This is a genomic window from Ensifer sp. D2-11 (assembly GCF_054161295.1).
In genome coordinates this window covers 259,847-275,925 of sequence record NZ_CP096435.1, presented here as the reverse complement: position 1 = coordinate 275,925, position 16,079 = coordinate 259,847, and the positions used below count along the sequence as shown (strand labels likewise).

The 16,079-nt window shown below is 59.0% G+C and carries 16 protein-coding genes and 1 pseudogene; 5 read left to right on the top strand and 12 right to left on the bottom strand.

The features are described 5' to 3' along the window. Nucleotides 1-22: 22 nt before the first annotated feature. The 4 genes from M1D34_RS27040 to M1D34_RS27025 are packed head-to-tail and all read left to right on the top strand — an operon-like array spanning nucleotide 23 to nucleotide 4,041. The gene (locus tag M1D34_RS27040) at nucleotides 23-1,039 is read left to right on the top strand and encodes an amino acid ABC transporter substrate-binding protein (RefSeq protein WP_498785707.1); all 1,017 of its coding nucleotides are present in this window, start codon (nucleotides 23-25) and stop codon (nucleotides 1,037-1,039) included. 13 nt (nucleotides 1,040-1,052) lie between these two features. Next, the gene (locus M1D34_RS27035) at nucleotides 1,053-2,204 is read left to right on the top strand and encodes an amino acid ABC transporter permease (protein WP_498785705.1); all 1,152 of its coding nucleotides are present in this window, start codon (nucleotides 1,053-1,055) and stop codon (nucleotides 2,202-2,204) included. Further along, a complete protein-coding gene (locus tag M1D34_RS27030; RefSeq protein ID WP_498785703.1) occupies nucleotides 2,201-3,298 on the top strand; it encodes an amino acid ABC transporter permease in 1,098 nt (365 codons plus the stop codon). Before M1D34_RS27035 ends, M1D34_RS27030 begins: the two co-directional genes overlap by 4 nt. Continuing rightward, nucleotides 3,295-4,041: an amino acid ABC transporter ATP-binding protein gene (locus tag M1D34_RS27025; RefSeq protein ID WP_498785701.1), complete on the top strand. Its 747-nt coding sequence runs from the start codon at nucleotides 3,295-3,297 to the stop codon at nucleotides 4,039-4,041. The genes M1D34_RS27030 and M1D34_RS27025 overlap by 4 nt, the downstream gene beginning before the upstream one ends. A gap of 222 nt (nucleotides 4,042-4,263) precedes the next feature. On the opposite strand, the gene M1D34_RS27020 is transcribed toward M1D34_RS27025, so the two are convergent. The 3 genes from M1D34_RS27020 to M1D34_RS27010 are packed head-to-tail and all read right to left on the bottom strand — an operon-like array spanning nucleotide 4,264 to nucleotide 8,220. Further along, a complete protein-coding gene (locus M1D34_RS27020) occupies nucleotides 4,264-5,436 on the bottom strand; it encodes a patatin-like phospholipase family protein (RefSeq protein WP_498785699.1) in 1,173 nt (390 codons plus the stop codon). Between the two features lie 2 nt (nucleotides 5,437-5,438). Then, entirely contained in the window at nucleotides 5,439-6,665 is a 1,227-nt protein-coding gene (locus M1D34_RS27015; RefSeq protein ID WP_498786245.1) for an MFS transporter, read from the bottom strand. A gap of 40 nt (nucleotides 6,666-6,705) precedes the next feature. Continuing rightward, a complete protein-coding gene (locus tag M1D34_RS27010) occupies nucleotides 6,706-8,220 on the bottom strand; it encodes an FAD-dependent oxidoreductase (protein ID WP_498785697.1) in 1,515 nt (504 codons plus the stop codon). A gap of 44 nt (nucleotides 8,221-8,264) precedes the next feature. On the opposite strand from M1D34_RS27010, the gene M1D34_RS27005 reads away from it, so the two are divergent. After that, a complete protein-coding gene (locus M1D34_RS27005; RefSeq protein WP_498785695.1) occupies nucleotides 8,265-8,759 on the top strand; it encodes a MarR family winged helix-turn-helix transcriptional regulator in 495 nt (164 codons plus the stop codon). 191 nt (nucleotides 8,760-8,950) lie between these two features. Here M1D34_RS27005 and M1D34_RS27000 read toward each other — a convergent pair whose 3' ends face one another. The 9 genes and pseudogenes from M1D34_RS27000 to M1D34_RS26960 form a co-directional block, all read right to left on the bottom strand. Further along, nucleotides 8,951-9,178, bottom strand: a complete 228-nt coding sequence (locus tag M1D34_RS27000; protein ID WP_498785694.1) for a hypothetical protein — start codon at nucleotides 9,176-9,178, stop codon at nucleotides 8,951-8,953. Between the two features lie 375 nt (nucleotides 9,179-9,553). After that, nucleotides 9,554-9,814 carry a hypothetical protein gene (locus M1D34_RS26995; protein WP_498785692.1) on the bottom strand — a complete coding sequence of 87 codons (261 nt, stop codon included), beginning with the start codon at nucleotides 9,812-9,814 and terminating at the stop codon, nucleotides 9,554-9,556. A gap of 403 nt (nucleotides 9,815-10,217) precedes the next feature. Then, nucleotides 10,218-10,400 carry a hypothetical protein gene (locus M1D34_RS26990; RefSeq protein WP_498785690.1) on the bottom strand — a complete coding sequence of 61 codons (183 nt, stop codon included), beginning with the start codon at nucleotides 10,398-10,400 and terminating at the stop codon, nucleotides 10,218-10,220. A gap of 503 nt (nucleotides 10,401-10,903) precedes the next feature. Further along, nucleotides 10,904-10,980, bottom strand: a pseudogene (locus M1D34_RS26985) (flavin reductase family protein); the annotation flags it as partial. Further along, on the bottom strand, nucleotides 10,977-11,723 hold the full coding sequence (locus tag M1D34_RS26980; RefSeq protein WP_498785688.1) for an aspartate/glutamate racemase family protein: 747 nt from the start codon (nucleotides 11,721-11,723) through the stop codon (nucleotides 10,977-10,979). The gene M1D34_RS26980 and the pseudogene M1D34_RS26985, both read right to left, overlap by 4 nt. A gap of 11 nt (nucleotides 11,724-11,734) precedes the next feature. Beyond that, the gene (locus M1D34_RS26975; protein WP_498785687.1) at nucleotides 11,735-12,550 is read right to left on the bottom strand and encodes an ABC transporter permease; all 816 of its coding nucleotides are present in this window, start codon (nucleotides 12,548-12,550) and stop codon (nucleotides 11,735-11,737) included. Nucleotide 12,551: 1 nt separating this feature from the next. Beyond that, complete coding sequence (locus M1D34_RS26970) at nucleotides 12,552-13,466, bottom strand: ABC transporter permease (RefSeq protein WP_498785685.1); 915 nt, start codon at nucleotides 13,464-13,466, stop codon at nucleotides 12,552-12,554. A 72-nt stretch (nucleotides 13,467-13,538) separates the two neighbouring features. Beyond that, nucleotides 13,539-14,837, bottom strand: coding sequence for an ABC transporter substrate-binding protein (locus M1D34_RS26965; protein ID WP_498785683.1), 1,299 nt, complete (start codon nucleotides 14,835-14,837; stop codon nucleotides 13,539-13,541). A 29-nt stretch (nucleotides 14,838-14,866) separates the two neighbouring features. Next, complete coding sequence (locus M1D34_RS26960) at nucleotides 14,867-15,949, bottom strand: ABC transporter ATP-binding protein (protein WP_498785681.1); 1,083 nt, start codon at nucleotides 15,947-15,949, stop codon at nucleotides 14,867-14,869. Between the last annotated feature and the right edge of the window lie 130 nt (nucleotides 15,950-16,079).

Below are 16,079 nucleotides of genomic sequence, written 5' to 3'. Positions count from 1 at the left end.
CAAAAATAGAGGGAACGACAACATGAACAACTGGAAGATTGCCACCATTGCAGCCGGTGTCGTGCTTGCGGCAAGCACCGCCCAGGCAGGACCCACACTGGACAAGGTCAAAGCCCGCGGGCACGTCGTCTGCGGCGCAAGCCAAGGCACAGTCGGGTTCGGCGCACCGGACGACAAGGGCTACTGGACCGGCCTCGATGTCGAAACCTGCCGTGCCGTCGCTGTCGCCATTTTCGGCGACAAGGACAAGGTCGAATTTGTCCCTCTCAGCGGTCAACAGCGTATCCCCGCCCTTCAGACAGGCGAGATCGACATCCTGCCGCGCACGCTCACTTGGACGTTGCAGCGTGACGCCAACGGCATCAACTTTGCCACCCCAAACTATTACGAGTTCACGGGGTTCATGGTGGCGAAGTCCTCGGACGTGACAAAGGTCGAAGAAATGACCGGGGCATCGGTCTGCGTGCAGACGGGATCTACGACGGAGGTCGTCGTCAACGACGTTTCAAGCAAGCTGAAGCTTGAGCTGAACCCTGTTGTCTTCGACAACGTAGCAGCGACGAGGCAGGCCTTCTTTTCCGGCAGATGCGATGCACTCATAACCGACGCAGCGGCGCTTGCTTCCGTCCGCGCAACTCAATCTAACAATCCTGACGACTTTGTCATCTTCCCGGCGACCAAATACATGGATGCCCTGGCACCGGCCGTTCGTCATGGCGATGACAATTGGCTGGACGTCGTGAACTGGTCGATCCAGGCGCTGCTTAACGCCGAGCTGTACGGCATCACGCAGGCCAATATCGATGAGATGATGGCATCAGAGGACCCAAGAGTGAGGCGCTTCCTCGGTGTCGAGCCTGGCAATGGCAAGGCGCTCGGGCTCGATGACAAGTTCGCCTATAACATCGTCAAGCAACTCGGCAACTACGCAGAGATGTTTGACCGCAACCTCGGTGAAGGCAGTGCCTTGAAAATCGACCGGGGTCCCAACAGGCTGTTTTCCGACGGAGGCCTGATGTTCCCGATGGCATTCCAATAACTTGAGGACGCTCATGATTTCGACTGTTCTGGACAACAGACGGTTCAGAAGCTGGGGTGGGCAGATCCTGCTGTTGGGCGGCTTTGCCGCCCTGCTCTCCTGGCTTGTGAGCAACACCGTTACGAACCTCGAGGCCCGCGGAATCAGGGTGGGCTTTGACTTCCTGTGGCGACCGGCCAATTTCCCGATTTCGGAAAGTGTACTGCCATACAATCCCTCCGACACTTTCCTCTGGGCTTATGTCACGGGTGTGGGAAATACAATGGCGATCTCGATCCTCGCCATTCTCCTGTCAACCGCTCTCGGACTGGTCATCGGACTGGCGCGCCGGTCGAAGCACCCGCTCACCTCCGGCGTCGCCAGTGTGTTTGTGACGACAATGCGCAACATGCCGTTGATCGTCCACTTGCTGTTCTGGTATGCGCTGGCGACCACCATGTTGCCGGCGCCGCGCCAGGCGTACAATCCCCTGCCTGGTGTCTTCTTGTCACTCCGCGGGTTCTACATCCCATCGTTCAATCTGGACGGCGTTGCATTCGTTCTGGTTGGTCTAACCATGGCCGGCGCTGTGCTTGCCGCCATGCTCGGGCGCCGCATGATCGCAGCGGGCCGACTGGTTATTCGTCATCCCCTCTTGTGTCTGTTGGCGGTGACGGCTGTCGTCGCAGCAGGTCTTGGATTGATTCTTCAGCCCACCGCGGTCGTCAGTTTTCCCGAAATGAAGGGCTTCAACTTGATCGGTGGCTTGAGGCTGTCGCCTGAGTTCGCCGCCCTCATGCTAGGGCTGGTAATTTATACGTCTGCATTCATCGGAGAAATTATCCGCGGCGGCATTGATGCAGTCTCCCTTGGGCAATGGGAAGCCGGACGTGCGATCGGGCTGTCGGAGCGACACACGCTCACAAGGATCATCATCCCGCAAGCGCTGCGCATCATCATCCCGCCGATGACTTCGCAGTATCTCTCGACAGTCAAGAACACCACGCTGGCTCTCGCCGTCGGATATCCCGAACTCGGCCTTGTGGTTGGAACAGTCATCAATCAGACGGGTCAGGCGATCGAGAGCATTGCACTCCTGCTGGGCATCTTCCTGACGATCAGCATCGCGGTATCCCTGTTCATGAATTGGTACAATGCACACGTCGCATTGATGGAGGCACGATGACAGTCATCGATCTCGCCACACAGGTTGCGCACATAGAACCTTCTGTTCCACCAAAGCCGCGGCGAAAGCCGATCGTCCAGCTCTTCTTCGGCGACCTTGTCGCGTCGGTTCTCACGGTCGCTACCGGCTTTCTTCTGATCCTGCTAATCCCGGCTTTGAACTGGGCCGTAGTTGACGCGGTGTGGGCAACGGAAGATCCCTCCACCTGCCGAGAAGGAGGAGCCTGCTGGGCCTTCATCGCGGCAAAATTCCGGTTCATCATCTTCGGCGTCTACCCGCCAGACGAACAATGGCGGCCTCTTCTGGTGATCGGCCTCATCCTTGTGATGATCCTAGCCTCTCTCTCCCCCAAACTCTGGGGACAGAAGCTCATCGCTGCGTGGATCGCTTCCGTCACCGTGATGCTCACCTTAATGTGGGGCGGCGTTCTGGGACTGACGCCAGTGCCGACGTCAAGCTGGGGCGGCTTACCCGTCACACTGCTGCTCGCACTGCTCTCTCTTGGCTTGGGTTTTCCCTTTGCTGTCTTTCTTGCGCTCGGCAGGCGCTCGACATTGCCGATCCCTCGCCTGTTGTCCCTGCTGACGATCGAATTGGTCCGTGGCCTTCCCCTGGTGGGGCTGCTGTTTGTCGCATCCATCCTGTTGCCGCTGCTGCTTCCGGCCGGATGGTCGATCGACAAGCTCGGGCGCACCTTGGCAGCGCTCACAGTGTTTGCCGCCGCCTATCTTGCGGAAGTGATCCGTGGTGGACTGCAGGGCGTTCCCGCCGGCCAGATAGAGGCGGCAAGAGCTCTCGGCATACCCGGCTGGAAAGCCGTATGGCACATTGTGCTCCCGCAGGCGCTCCAGAAGGTCATTCCTCCGTTGACCAATACGGCGATCGTGATGGTGAAAAACACCAGCCTCGTTTTGATCGTCGGCGTCTTCGACATGCTGAGCGCCAGCCGCGTCGCAGCCACAGATCCTGTGTGGCCTGCTCCTTACGTGGAGAGCTATGTCTTCGTCGCCTTGATCTACTTCGTGATCTGCTTTGGCATGTCAAACTACAGCGGCTGGCTTGAAACGCGTGTCCACTCAAGGAGCTATCGATGACCACGACGAAACTGAACGCCATCGAGGTGTCCACCCTCGACAAGTGGTACGGAAACTTCCACGTGCTGAAGAACATAAACCTTAGCGTTGCGACGGGAGAGCGGATCGTCGTTTGCGGCCCTTCCGGCTCCGGCAAATCAACGCTCATTCGTTGTGTCAATCGACTGGAAGAGCACCAGCGCGGCCGCATTTCCGTCAACGGAATTGCGTTGAACGACAGCGTCAAGAATCTCGATGCGATCCGACGCGAGGTGGGCATGGTGTTCCAGCACTTCAACCTCTTTCCGCACCTGACGGTGAAGGAAAACTGCGCCCTGCCTCAAGTCCTTTCCGGTGGAAAGCGACGCCGGGACGCTGAAGAGATGGCAATGCACTTCCTTGGCAAAGTCCGGATTCCAGAGCAGGCCGACAAGTATCCAGGTCAACTCTCCGGCGGCCAACAGCAGCGTGTCGCGATCGCCCGCGCTCTTTGCATGACTCCCAAGATCATGCTGTTCGACGAGCCAACCTCGGCACTGGATCCTGAAATGGTGAAAGAGGTTCTCGACACGATGGTCACCCTTGCTGAAGAAGGCATGACCATGATCGTGGTAACGCATGAGATGGGTTTCGCACGAAAGGTGGCAGATCGCGTCGTTTTCATGGAAGCGGGTGAGGTCATAGAGGTCAATGAGCCTGAGGCGTTCTTCGACGCTTCCGAGCATGACAGCACGAGGCGGTTTCTGGCGAACATCATGCACTAGGGGCGATCACCGCCAAACGAACTTCTCGTTCCATGGGGATCGCGACCTAAAGATGTTGAATGGGCGGTCTTGAAAGGAATCGCACCGATGGCACGCTTCCTCCGCCGCAACCCACATGTTTTTCCGATCGGCGTTAGCACCAGTCACAGCCGGATCACGGGCATCGCTCATATCTGTCCGCACCATCCGAGCACAAATGCTGATCTCATTGTTTGCTAGATATCATCGTGAGACCGTAAACTTTGGGTGTTGAACCCAAAGGCTACCGTCGAGCGCCTTCCGATAGCCGATGTCATACACTGTGCGCATATAGGCTCCATTCAGCGGGTCGGTCATGGAATAGGCTACCTGCTGATCGATCGCCGCAATATCGAGGTCGACACCCGATCTCTGTCCGAAATTATAGAGCGCGATCAACCCCTGCTTGGTCTGTGATTTCAGGAGTATGGCATACGCTCGCGCCATGATTGGTAACGCCTTACCTGAAGACATCGAAAACTCCGGGATGAGCGCGTTGTTGATGATAACGTAGATGTGCAGGTTTTCCTTCCCGGTATGGTCTGGTGCGACGATCAGGTGTTCGGGCAAGGTAAAAAATTGCGCCGAGCTGCCTCCATCGGAGTGCAGTTCCTCGATCAGTCTGCCGTCAACAACTGTTGTGATGGACACGGGCGGAAAGATGCCCGGAACGCTCGCCGATGCAATTAATATTTGGCGGACCAAGGGAAGAGCATCCTCCCTGTCGCTGCTGGCAATGGCTCCTATGTTCCAGACGACAGCGCGCTGGGTATCGAGGTTTGTCGTCATCACGAGGAGGCGGCGGCCCGCACGATGTTCGCGCGCGAGGTGGCCCAGGATCTCAGCCGTGATGTTATCTTCGACCATCTCGCGAAGAGCGCCCCCCTGGAGAAGGCTTGTGGAAAAAACACCAAGCCCTTTCCAGTTGATATCTACAAGACTGCGGGCCTGGTCAGAAAGATAGAGGCTTGTTAGCCGCCCATCATACTGGGAACCCAGGAACGCGAATGGTGCAATTAGTGCCCCTGTGCTCACGCCGGTTACGACTTCGAAGGTTGGGCGGTTACCGAGTTCGCTCCAGGCGGAAAGAATACCGACTGAGAACGCTCCTCCAGCGCCGCCGCCCGATATGGCAAGCATGGCAGGCTTGTCCTTGCCGGTGACCGGCCGCCATGAATCATACATCGACTTCGGAGGCCGCGGGTCATCCAAATGAGCTCTGATATTTTCGAAGCCGAGGGTCTGTGCCCGCGCGGCTTCCAATGCGGTGTACGTCGGGCGAGCGGCTGCCGCGCACCCGCCCAAGAGAAGCGAAACGAGGACACAAAGGGTTATCAGACTTGCCCAAGCCCCGACGAAAACCGGCTTATGGCGCATCGTCAAGCCTCGGCGCCGCTCTGGGGCGGGAGTCGGGCCGCCGCGATGGCGGCTCCGGCAATCGCCACAGCTATGGCGATGCCGATCCATAGGCTATAGAGCGCGTAGCCCAATATAAATCCACCCAGGACTGGCGCGATGATATCCGTCACCGCGACGAGCGACTGTGCGGCCCCCAGAACCACGCCCTGCCGTTCGGAGGGAACATGGATAGACAGCGCCGCAAGATAAGTTGGCTTTGCCAGGGCATCGCCGGTGCTGACACACAGAACGGCGAGAACGAGCACGGGGATGGTGGTGGCGAGGCCAGCGGTCAGGAAGCCCACGGAGATCAGGAGGAATATCAGGAGAATAAGATTGCGCTCGGTTAGATGTTTGCCAAGCCAGCCCAGAAGGAAGAGCTGGGCAAAGACGTTGACTGCTCCGTCCGTCATGATGAGATAACTCAGTTCCTTCGCGCCGAATGCATGACCGCTCCAAACGAATGTATCACCGAGGAACACCGGCATTTGCGAGATATACGTGGCGTAGGCGAAAAAGTGGCAGAGCATAACGACGATAAGAGCTCGCACGACCGGTGAAGCGAGGATTGCGCGAAACGAAATCTTATCGCCCTGAGGCCTCCTCTTCGTGGACCCCGTCGCGTGTTTGCCGTCCAAACGGAGAGATGTGACGATAATTGAGGTGAACACCAGGCCCAGCGCGGCAAGGATGGGCGTCGTCAATGATATGTCGGACAGAAAGCCCGAAAGCCCCGCGCCGATAATACCACCAAGACCCGCACCTCCCATCAGGATGCCCATGGCCCGCCTGCGGTTTCCAACGTCGGTATGGTCCGCAATATAGGCTGCCGTGACAGAGATATTGCCCGCCGTCAGACCAAAGAGCGCACGAGCGAACAGGATGAACGCGACACTGGGTGCGAGTGCGAGCAGGAAAAGGCTAACCGCCGCAATGAACTGGCTCATCAGCAAGACATGCTTGCGATCGAAACGATCCGAGAGCTGGCCGAGAGCGGGAGCAGAGGCGAACTGCCCGACAGCCTCGGCGGCAATGACAATGCCGAGAACTAGCGGGGAGCCCCCCATTGCGCGGATATGGAAGGGCAGAACGGGCAAGACGGCAGCGGTGCCGGCAGTGTGGGCACAGACGATCGCGAAGACTGGAAGGATGATCCGCCAATCGAGCGGTCTTGCCGGAGCAATTTCAGGCAGCGGTTCGGTTGTCATATTCCATCCCCCTCGCGTCGCGCCTGAACATATGACGCCTTCATTCCGAGCCCTCCCCGCACGACGGCAGGCCCACGCGGTCAAAATAGGTTTCGAGCTGTGCGAGCCCCTCTGCGTTAAGGGATAGGATCGCGCCGACATATCCATCGGGCCGGACCAGCACGCATTCGTCCGGCGCCAATCCGTACGCCTCGCGGACACACCCGAACGCATCGAGTACGTCGCCATGGTCGCCGACATGGTGGATATGCAGTCCGGGCCGGGCCGCAACGCTCCTTTGCCCGTTCACGAGCAGCGTCCAATGCGGGCCGACGAACAACCGGAAAAGCCGTGAAGGCTGACCTGCCGCTCCTTTGAACGGTGCGTCCGGTGCGCGATCTCCTGCCCGCAGGCCCCGCCTGCGGCTGACCGGTTCAAGGGCAAGCGGTGATTGCGGATAGCCGATGTCGAGCTGGTGCACCTCGCGGCCGCGGCGGATCTCGCCTCGTTTCCCGGCATCGAGGAGTCGACTGGACAGGCCAAGAACCTGCTCGGCCACGGGGCGGCGTTCGACCTCGTAGCTGTCGAGAAGCTCATCTTCGCTTCCACGAAGCACAGCTGAGAGCTTCCAGCCGAGGTTGTAGGCATCCTGTACGCTGGTGTTGAGCCCCTGGCCGCCCGTCGGAGGGTGGATATGAGCGGCATCTCCCGTCAGGAAGATGCGCGCTACCCGGTAGCTGTCGGCGAGCCGGGCGTTCATCGCGTAGGCCGATGCCCAGCTGACCGCCTGCACTTTCACGTCGCTGCGGCCTGTCCGCTCGACAATCATCTGTTCCAGCCCGTCGGCGGAGAGGTCAACGTCCCCCTCCGGCGGAATCGGGGCTTGAATCTGGAACAGATCGGTTCCCCCTAGAGGGCAAATGGCGATCATCTGCTGCATGTCGCCGCTGTTGAACTGCCACCACACGTTGCGGTCGAGCCCAGTTAACGCAACATCGGCAACGATCGCGCGCACGCCCAGTGTCTTGCCGGGAAACGCGATGCCAAGGGCGTGCCGTACGAAGCTGCGCCCCCCATCCGCGCCGACTAGATAGCGTACGCGAACGGTCTGCGCGCCGGTTGAACGAGACAGATGGGCAGTAACCCCATGGCCGTCCTGCTCGAACGCTGTCAGTTCGCATCCGAACTCAACCCGGCGACCGAGTTCGGCCAGCCTGTCGCGCATAATCTTTTCGGTCAGGAACTGGGGGATCATCAGCGGAATGTGATATGGCTCTGCCGGTGTCGCCTGAGACCGCGCCCCGAATTCTTTCTCTATGAAGCTGCCGTCGTCGCGATAATCGCGCATCGTGGGATAGACGCCACCGGCCGCAACGACCTTGTCGAGGATGCCGAGGTCCTCGAAGACCTCCTGCGTCCTTGGCTGAATGCCCTTGCCACGCGACCCAGGGAACGGTTCGCTGGTCTTTTCGATCAGCCGGAAAGAAACGCCCCGCCGTGCAAGTTCGATCGCTAACGTCAGGCCAGCCGCTCCCGCACCGCAGATGAGCACATCTGCGTCCAAATCATTTGTCATATCGGTCTCCATGTGTGTATTATGCACATAATAGGAGATGCGACATGTCGTCAACCAGAAATGTGCAAATTACACATATCAGCGATAAAATTCGCGAACTGCACGGTTCGCTGATTGATATTGTTACCCTTATGAACCAGCCCCAACGAGACGAGGTTCTTGTTCGCGAGGCCGGAATCGCTCTCGACCGCGCCCTCTTTCCACTGCTGGTCGGGATCGAACGGCGCGGGCCGATAGGCATCGTGGATTTGGCAGCAGGCGTCGGGCGTGATTACACCACGGTTAGCCGCCAGGTCGCGAAGTTGGAGAGTCTTGGGCTTGCCGAACGCAGGCAAAGCCCAACTGACCGTCGTGTAAACGAGGCTGTCGTCACGCCGAAGGGCAAGGCGATGACCGACAAAATCGATGCCGCACGCGAGAGGATCGCCCTCGCTGTCTTTGCTAGCTGGGAACCGAGTGAAATCAACGACCTTGTACGGTTGATGCGAAAGTTCGCAGACGCCATGGGAGAGGAGGCCGGGGGTACGGACGCTGGATAGACCAACGGGCCTTCGAGTGATCCAAGGCGTTGACGGCCTTAGCGCCCTCCCTTCAAAAGAGGGTGGCGCCGACGACCTTCGCGGGACTCAAGTCGTTTAATGTTGAACACTATCATCAGCTCAACATCGTAGTTACCATTTCGATCGCTTCCAATCATCGAGCTAGCTCGATTCCTTAAGTGTAGCTTGGCTCAAATTTTTAACGCCTCGACCCCGAGCGCCTTTCCGGCCTTAGGTTTAAATGGTCGGCGCGTTCGAATGAGCTTGGCTGTCAACACGATATGCCCTTGATGGGAATCGAACCTTCGGTGCGAGTTGTATTTCTCTCCTCGCATGAGTGGCTTATGCCCTTCGGCGGCTGTAAAGCTTTGTTTCTGAGAATCTTTCCCTGAAGCGTCGAAGATGACGTCTTCACGCACCTCCCCTTCAGGGAAGCGAAGACGGGCGTGGTCGAGAACCTCACGGCCGAGATGGCGGGGCGAGAGCTCATGGGCCTTCGATGCCAGGTCGACTCCTTTCGGCTGCGTAACCCCGGTGAGACAGATCAGCCTTCAGAATGGGAGGGAATTGGCACGGGGCCTCACGGTGCGTGACTGATCAGCTTGCACTTGGAGGTGGTGAACCATACGCGCAAGCGGAGCGTTTTCTCATTTTCTCACCAGGGGCGCACCAAGAGGAGGTTCGCATGCGTCCTGCCGTACGCGTGAAGATAATAGAATGGATCGCGGCATTCGCCTCAATCGTCTTTGTGGCGGTGGTTTTGATCGCAACGTTGCTGCCTTGACGGGGCCGATTTAGATTATCCCAGAGAATTTCTGGTGCTCGCGAACGTATGCGATTGCGGCTGCCTCCAAGCTCTTGCACTTCTTCTCGGACTTGAGCAGGGCGTGATCATCTTTCTCGGCTGCGCATCTTGAGATGTCGCGCCGCAGGCACGCGTGCTCGTAGACCTCGCATATTTTCAGGAACGCGAGATCTCGGTCCATCCAAACATTGTCGCGCAATTCAGGCGCTGCCAGGAGCAGCCGAGCCATACCTGCTTTCTGCGCATCCATCTTTACCCTCGCATTCTTCCTCGAAGTGAACAGCTTCAACTGCGGGAACTGAGACAATGTTCCGCAAAACGCCGAGTTCCCGCCCCGGGGCGGTGATCAATTCACTCATCTAATTCTACCAACCGCAAGTCAGGAGACCACATGGCTCGGGATACTCCGGGCACGCGACGGACGGACGGAAGAGCGATTTCGCGGACTGGAAAACGAGGTCCGGTAAATCGACAATCTCACCTATCGCGTCACCCTCACGGAACAATCGACGGCGACGATCACGACGGCGACCAAGGACCTGCAGTCGCTTCTCAATCAGCAATCGGGCGACCTGAAGGTAATGCGGGATCCTGCAGCAGACCGAGGCGAGCCGACGTGACGGCGCCCAGCTGCGGCGTTGATGCTGACACTGCTAGCGCTCCGACAACCACCTTCTGCCGAGATATTCCAGCGCCTTTAAGCGTCCGGGACTGGCTTCAAAAACGCCAACCGACTTCCGCCGCTTCGCCATCGTTTTCTTTGGAGTTTCTGATTCCGTGTTCACGTCGGTTGATGCACTTTGCTCCGGTAACGCGCGTTCGTCTCTGTCTTGCATCAATGGCTTCCTGGTGCGCTGTAAGGCGGTGCCGCCTCCGGGCTGCCTAGAAGGGACGACTTTTGCAGCTCTGAGCCGTCACTCACTCGAGCGACAAGGGCGACGCTCGGATGTGACAACTCCGAATATGTGTGAAAGGTTTCGCTCGGCGGCCTGGCTAAGACCTTTGTCATTGATGAACCAGACTAAGGTCCGATATTGCCTCGAACCGCATTTCATCGGATCGCAACGGCGCGCAACTGCAGCGCTGACTGGTCAGGCGCTTTCGCTTGATTCTACTTCCCCTGAGAGTACAATAGTCTATGCGACGTTCGAAGCGGTTCCCTTGAATGGAACAGGGCGAATGAGCCCCAGCTTAGGATGAAGAATACGTCGCGATTTGGAGCTGCAGCGGGCCCCCTCTGCAGCTCTGTTTGTGTCAGGTCATCTCTCGATCTTGAGGAGTGGGGCTGCCGCCGCGGCGGAGGCAGCTCCGGTCAAGGCAGAACCGCGGCAGACGAGAGCCGCGGAATGATCGTGCAAATCATCAGCTTGTAACGCTCGCGCTCCGAGAGCGCCTCAAATCAAAAGACACTGTCATAGTTCAGCCGCCGCCCGGATCGGTGCAAAAACGCTCATCGCGCCGGTAAAGGGTTTTGCCAGGGGCGATGCATAAGAGCCGCGCTTGCTGGTCGACAGCCCAAGGGAAACCAGCGCTTCCGCCTGCTTCACCGCTGCAGCCACACCGTCGACGACGGGCACGCCATAGATGTCCTGCAACTCGCGCGCCAGATCAGTCATACCGGCGCAGCCAAGCACGATCGCTTCGGCGCCATCCTCCGAAAGAGCACGCTCGATCTCGGCGCGGAGCTTGCCGATAGCGCTCGAGGTGGGATCTTCGAGCTGAAGAACCGGAATATCCGAGGCACGCACCCTAGCGCGTCCGCCCATGCCGTAGCGCCGTACAAGATTGTCGATCAAGACACGCGAACGCTCCAGCGTCGTCACGACGGTAAATCGCTGCGCCAGGAAGCCTGCGGTGGCGACCGCAGATTCACAGAGTCCAAGCACCGGCACGTCGGCAAAGCTGCGCGCCGCGTCAAGTCCCGTATCGTCAAAGCAGGCGATGATCGCGGCATCGTATTCGCCAGCTCGCTCCTTGAGTTCGCTGAGAAGCCCCGGGATTGCGAGCGCCCCGTCATAATGCCCTTCGATCGATACCGGCCCCATGCGTGAGGTGGCGGCAATGATGGCGGTGCCGGACGCCATGACCGCGCGGGCAGCAAAGGCTGCCTTCTCGGTCATGGTTTCAGTCGTATTGGGATTGACCAGAAGAATGCGCATTGGGGGTCAGCTTACCTTGCCTGGCGCCGACGCAGCATGAGCATGATGCCGAGCGCGACGAGGATGATGGTGAAGGAAAACAGCGTCGTTACCGTGCCGAGCGCGTATAGCACCGGCGTCGTGACGTTGGTGGTCATGCCATAGATTTCGAGCGGTAGCGTATTGTAGCTTCCTGACGTCATCAGCGTGCGAGCGAATTCGTCGTAAGAGAGCGTGAAGCCGAACAGCCCGACACCGATCAGGCTCGGCGCAATCATCGGCAGCACGACATGGCGGAAGGTCTGCCAAGAACTCGCGCCAAGATCGCGCGCCGCCTCTTCATAGGCCGGCGAAAAGCGGTTGAAGACGGCAAACATGATTAGCACGCCGAAGGGCAGCGTCCATGTCAGATGTGCGCCGAAGGCGGACGAATACCAGGCCGGCTTCAACCCGCCCTGCTGGAACACCACGCCGATCCCAAGCGAAATGATGATCGACGGCACGACAAGGCTGGCGACGGTGGCGTAAAACAGAAAAGTCGCGCCACGGAACCGGCGGCGGAAGGCAAGGCCCGCGAGCAGCGACACGAGGACCGTGACGACCATGACCATCAGGCCGAGCGTGAACGACCGGCGGAACGATGCGCCGAAATCGCCCACCGCCTGTTTCTCGAATAGATTGTAGAACCAGTGAACGGAAACGCCATTCAGCGGGAAAGTGAGGCCACCATCCGGCCCCTGGAAGGACAGGATCAGGATCGCCGAGAGTGGTCCGTACAGGAACAGCACGAAGATAAGGAAGAAGACAGCGAGCACGTAGAATTCGAAGGTGCGCTTCTCGTGATTCATCTCAAAGCTCCTTACGGATATCAACGACACGCAGGATGGCGGCCACCATCATCAGGACAACGATCAAGAGCACGACGGCATTGGCGGCGGCGGCCGGATACTGCAGCAGCGACATCTGGTTCTTCATCATCAGCGCGACCGAAGCGCTCTGGCCGCCGGACATGACCTGCACGGTCGAAAAATCTGCCATGACGAGGGTGACGACGAAGATCGAACCGATCGCGATTCCGGGCTTTGCAAGCGGCAACACGACATTCCAGAGGATCTGCCAGCCACTCGCCCCGGCGTCTCGCGCCGCCTCGAACAGCGAGCGGTCAATGCGCATCAGCGTATTGAAGATCGGCGTCACCATGAACAGCGTGTAGAGATGCACCATGGCGAGAACCACGGCGAAATCGGAATAGAGCAGCCATTCGATCGGCTGTGGGATGATCCCCATCTCGACCAGGGCCGAGTTGACCAGTCCGTTCCGGCCGAGCACCGGGATCCACGAGATCATGCGGATGATGTTCGACGTCATGAACGGCACGGTGCAAACCAGAAACAGGATCATCTGCGTCGACGTGCGCCGGATATGAAAGGCGAGGAAATAGGCAACCCAGAAACCGATGAAGAGTGTCAGCCCCCAGACGATGACAGTGAATTTCAGCGTGTTGAGATAGGTTTTCCAGGTGACCCATGAACCGAGCGTGTCGGTGTAGTTCATGGTCAGAAACGCCGGATAGAGACCGGCGAAGTCATAATCCCAGAAGCTGACGACGGCGATCATGCCGATCGGCAGGATGAAGAAGAAGCCGAGGATGAGGATCAGTGGCGTCGCCTGCAGATAGGACGCTGCCCATGCCGGCCATCCGATCCGTCGAGGGCTTATCTGTTCCGATTGTTGCTCGGCCCGCGAAGACGCGATCGTCGTCATGTTCCTGTCTCTCCGTTGACGATGCCCTCCCCCAAAGGAACTGGGGAGAGGGCCTGGCAGAAGCGGTTTGCCTTAGGCAGCGATGAACTCGTTCCAGCGGCGAACCATGTAGCGGTCTTCGTCCATGACGGAGTTCCAGCACGCGACATGGCCCATGCGCTCTTCGAACGAGCCGCCGTCGCGAACCGCACCGGCCTGCTCCATGACCTTGCCCTCAGGCGAGAGGATATCGCGCTGGGCGGCCTTGCCCTCGATCCAGTAGCCCCACTCGTCAGCCGTCATGAAGTTCTTGGCGGTGTCCATGCAGGCCGAGTAGTAGCCTTGGCGGTTGAGATAGCCGCCGACCCAGCCCGACGTGTACCAGTTGATGTACTCATAGGCGGCGTCGAGCTGCGCGCCCTTGAGGTGCGAAGCAAGGCCGAGACCGCCGCCCCACGAGCGATAGCCTTCCTTGAGCGGCTGGTATTTGCAGGCGATGCCCTTGGAGCGGACGGCGGCGACGGCCGGCGACCACATGGACTGGATGACGACTTCGCCTGATGCCATCAGGTTGACCGACTCGTCGAAGCTCTTCCAGAAGGCGCGGAACTGGCCGTCCTGCTTCGCCTTGATCAGGAACTCGATCGTCTTGTCGATCTCTTCCTTGGTCATGTTTCCCTTGTCGGCATACTTGATGTTGCCGAGCGCTTCCATGATCATCGCGGCATCCATGATGCCGATCGACGGGATGTTGAGGATCGAGGTCTTGCCCTTAAACTTCGGGTCCATGATATCGGCCCAGGTGGTGATATCGCGGCCGACGAGATCAGGACGAATGCCGAGCGTATCGGCATTGTAGATCGTCGGCATCATGGTGAAGAGTTCGGTCTCGCCCTTGGCGAAGGTCTTGGCGTCCGCGCTCTCGACATAGCCGACGGTGTGCGGCGCAGTGCCCTGCGCAATCACGCTATCAGGCTTCAGCTTGCCGTTCTTGAAGAGCGGAACGACCTTGTCGTAGTACTTCAGCTTCTTGACATCCATCGGCTGAATGACGCCGGTCGGATAGACCTTCTTCAGGATCCAGTATTCGATGTCGGCGATGTCGTAGCTATCGGGCTGCGTGACGGCACGCTGGGCAGCGGCGTCGGAATCGGTCGCCGTCATCTCGAGCGTGATGCCGAGGTCCTTCTTGCACTGCTCGGCGATGGCGTTGATATTGGAAACGCCGGTGCCGAACTGGCGAAGCGTGATGTTCGACTGCGCCCAGATGGTCGGGAAGCCGGTGATCAGGCCGGAGCCGGCGGCTGCACCAAGGGCGGCGGCGCCTGTTTTCAGCAGGCTGCGGCGGGAAATGCCCGCCACCGTCTTGGTCGTCTTCTTTTCAGTTGTCATGTCAGTTCCCCTTCTTTTGCTGGTGAGATTTATGCACGACCGAGGAGGACCGCGTCCTCCAGGGTCCAACTCAAAGACACCGCATCGCCGACCGATACCGGTTTGGCGAAGTAATCGCCGTCACTCGCGATGACCGCGAAGTCGTCACTGCCCGCGCCGGCCACGGTGATCTTCACCGAGGCGCCGCGGTATTCGATGTTTGAGACGACGCCGTTGAAACCGAGCGTCTTGTCGGAAGCCGTGTCGAGGCGCACCCGCTCCGTGCGGATGCCGATGTCGACGGGTTCGCCGGCCATCTTGCCGTTGCCGCGCACCGAAAAGGTCTGCCCTTCCGGCACCTTGAGCGTCGTGACCCCGTTTTGCGAAGAGACTACGCGGCCGGACAGGACATTGTGATTGCCCATGAAACGGGCGACGAAGGCGGTGGCCGGCTCCTCGAAGACCTTGCGCGGAGTTGCCGCCTGCTCGATCTTGCCGTCGTTCATGATGACGATGATATCTGCGAGCGCCATCGCCTCTTCCTGACTGTGCGTGACATGCACGAAGGTGATGCCGAGGCTCTTCTGCAGCTTTTTCAGCTCCGCACGCATGCGGATCTTCAGGAAGGGATCGAGGGCCGACAGCGGTTCATCGAGCAGCAGCGCTTCGGGATCGGTGATCAGCGCACGCGCCAACGCTACGCGCTGCTGCTGGCCACCGGAGAGCTGCGTCGGCCGCCGCGCCGCATAGGCGTCCATCTGCATCAAACTCAACATGTCGAGCGCCTTGGCTCGGCGCTCTTCCTTCTCGACGCCCTTCATCTTCAGGCTGAAGGCGACGTTGTCGACGAGGTCGAGATGCGGAAAGAGCGCGTAGGACTGGAACATCATTGCCGTGCCGCGCTTGGCCGGGGGAAAGTCAGTGACGACAGTATTACCGAGCCGGATGTCGCCCGAGGAAATGCTCTCGTGCCCTGCGATCATGCGCAGCGTCGAGGTCTTTCCGCAGCCGGAAGGTCCGAGGAAGCAGCAGTAGGAACCGGCCGGAATCTTCAGGCTGATGGAATGAACGGCAGTGGTAGCGCCATACACCTTGGAAACGGATACGATATCGATCTCTGCGGCTTTCGACATTGGTCTTCCCCTGTTTGAGAAAGACAATGCATCCGCCGTGCCAGTCTTTGTTGCGGTGCATCAAGTGTTGGAAAATCAAACACTTCGCTTTGAGGAAAGACCCCACATCACAATTTAGGCAACAGCATCA

Bases quoted from the DNA above. Each gene is read 5' to 3' on its own strand.
- M1D34_RS26995 (WP_498785692.1), bottom strand. From the start codon at position 9,814: ATGGATGCGCAGAAAGCAGGTATGGCTCGGCTGCTCCTGGCAGCGCCT.
- M1D34_RS26965 (WP_498785683.1), bottom strand. From the start codon at position 14,837: ATGACAACTGAAAAGAAGACGACCAAGACGGTGGCGGGCATTTCCCGC.
- M1D34_RS27030 (WP_498785703.1), top strand. From the start codon at position 2,201: ATGACAGTCATCGATCTCGCCACACAGGTTGCGCACATAGAACCTTCT.
- M1D34_RS27020 (WP_498785699.1), bottom strand. From the start codon at position 5,436: ATGCGCCATAAGCCGGTTTTCGTCGGGGCTTGGGCAAGTCTGATAACC.
- M1D34_RS27005 (WP_498785695.1), top strand. From the start codon at position 8,265: ATGTCGTCAACCAGAAATGTGCAAATTACACATATCAGCGATAAAATT.
- M1D34_RS27015 (WP_498786245.1), bottom strand. From the start codon at position 6,665: ATGACAACCGAACCGCTGCCTGAAATTGCTCCGGCAAGACCGCTCGAT.
- M1D34_RS27035 (WP_498785705.1), top strand. From the start codon at position 1,053: ATGATTTCGACTGTTCTGGACAACAGACGGTTCAGAAGCTGGGGTGGG.
- M1D34_RS27040 (WP_498785707.1), top strand. From the start codon at position 23: ATGAACAACTGGAAGATTGCCACCATTGCAGCCGGTGTCGTGCTTGCG.
- M1D34_RS27025 (WP_498785701.1), top strand. From the start codon at position 3,295: ATGACCACGACGAAACTGAACGCCATCGAGGTGTCCACCCTCGACAAG.
- M1D34_RS27010 (WP_498785697.1), bottom strand. From the start codon at position 8,220: ATGACAAATGATTTGGACGCAGATGTGCTCATCTGCGGTGCGGGAGCG.
- M1D34_RS26970 (WP_498785685.1), bottom strand. From the start codon at position 13,466: ATGACGACGATCGCGTCTTCGCGGGCCGAGCAACAATCGGAACAGATA.
- M1D34_RS26980 (WP_498785688.1), bottom strand. From the start codon at position 11,723: ATGCGCATTCTTCTGGTCAATCCCAATACGACTGAAACCATGACCGAG.
- M1D34_RS26975 (WP_498785687.1), bottom strand. From the start codon at position 12,550: ATGAATCACGAGAAGCGCACCTTCGAATTCTACGTGCTCGCTGTCTTC.
- M1D34_RS26960 (WP_498785681.1), bottom strand. From the start codon at position 15,949: ATGTCGAAAGCCGCAGAGATCGATATCGTATCCGTTTCCAAGGTGTAT.
- M1D34_RS26990 (WP_498785690.1), bottom strand. From the start codon at position 10,400: ATGCAAGACAGAGACGAACGCGCGTTACCGGAGCAAAGTGCATCAACC.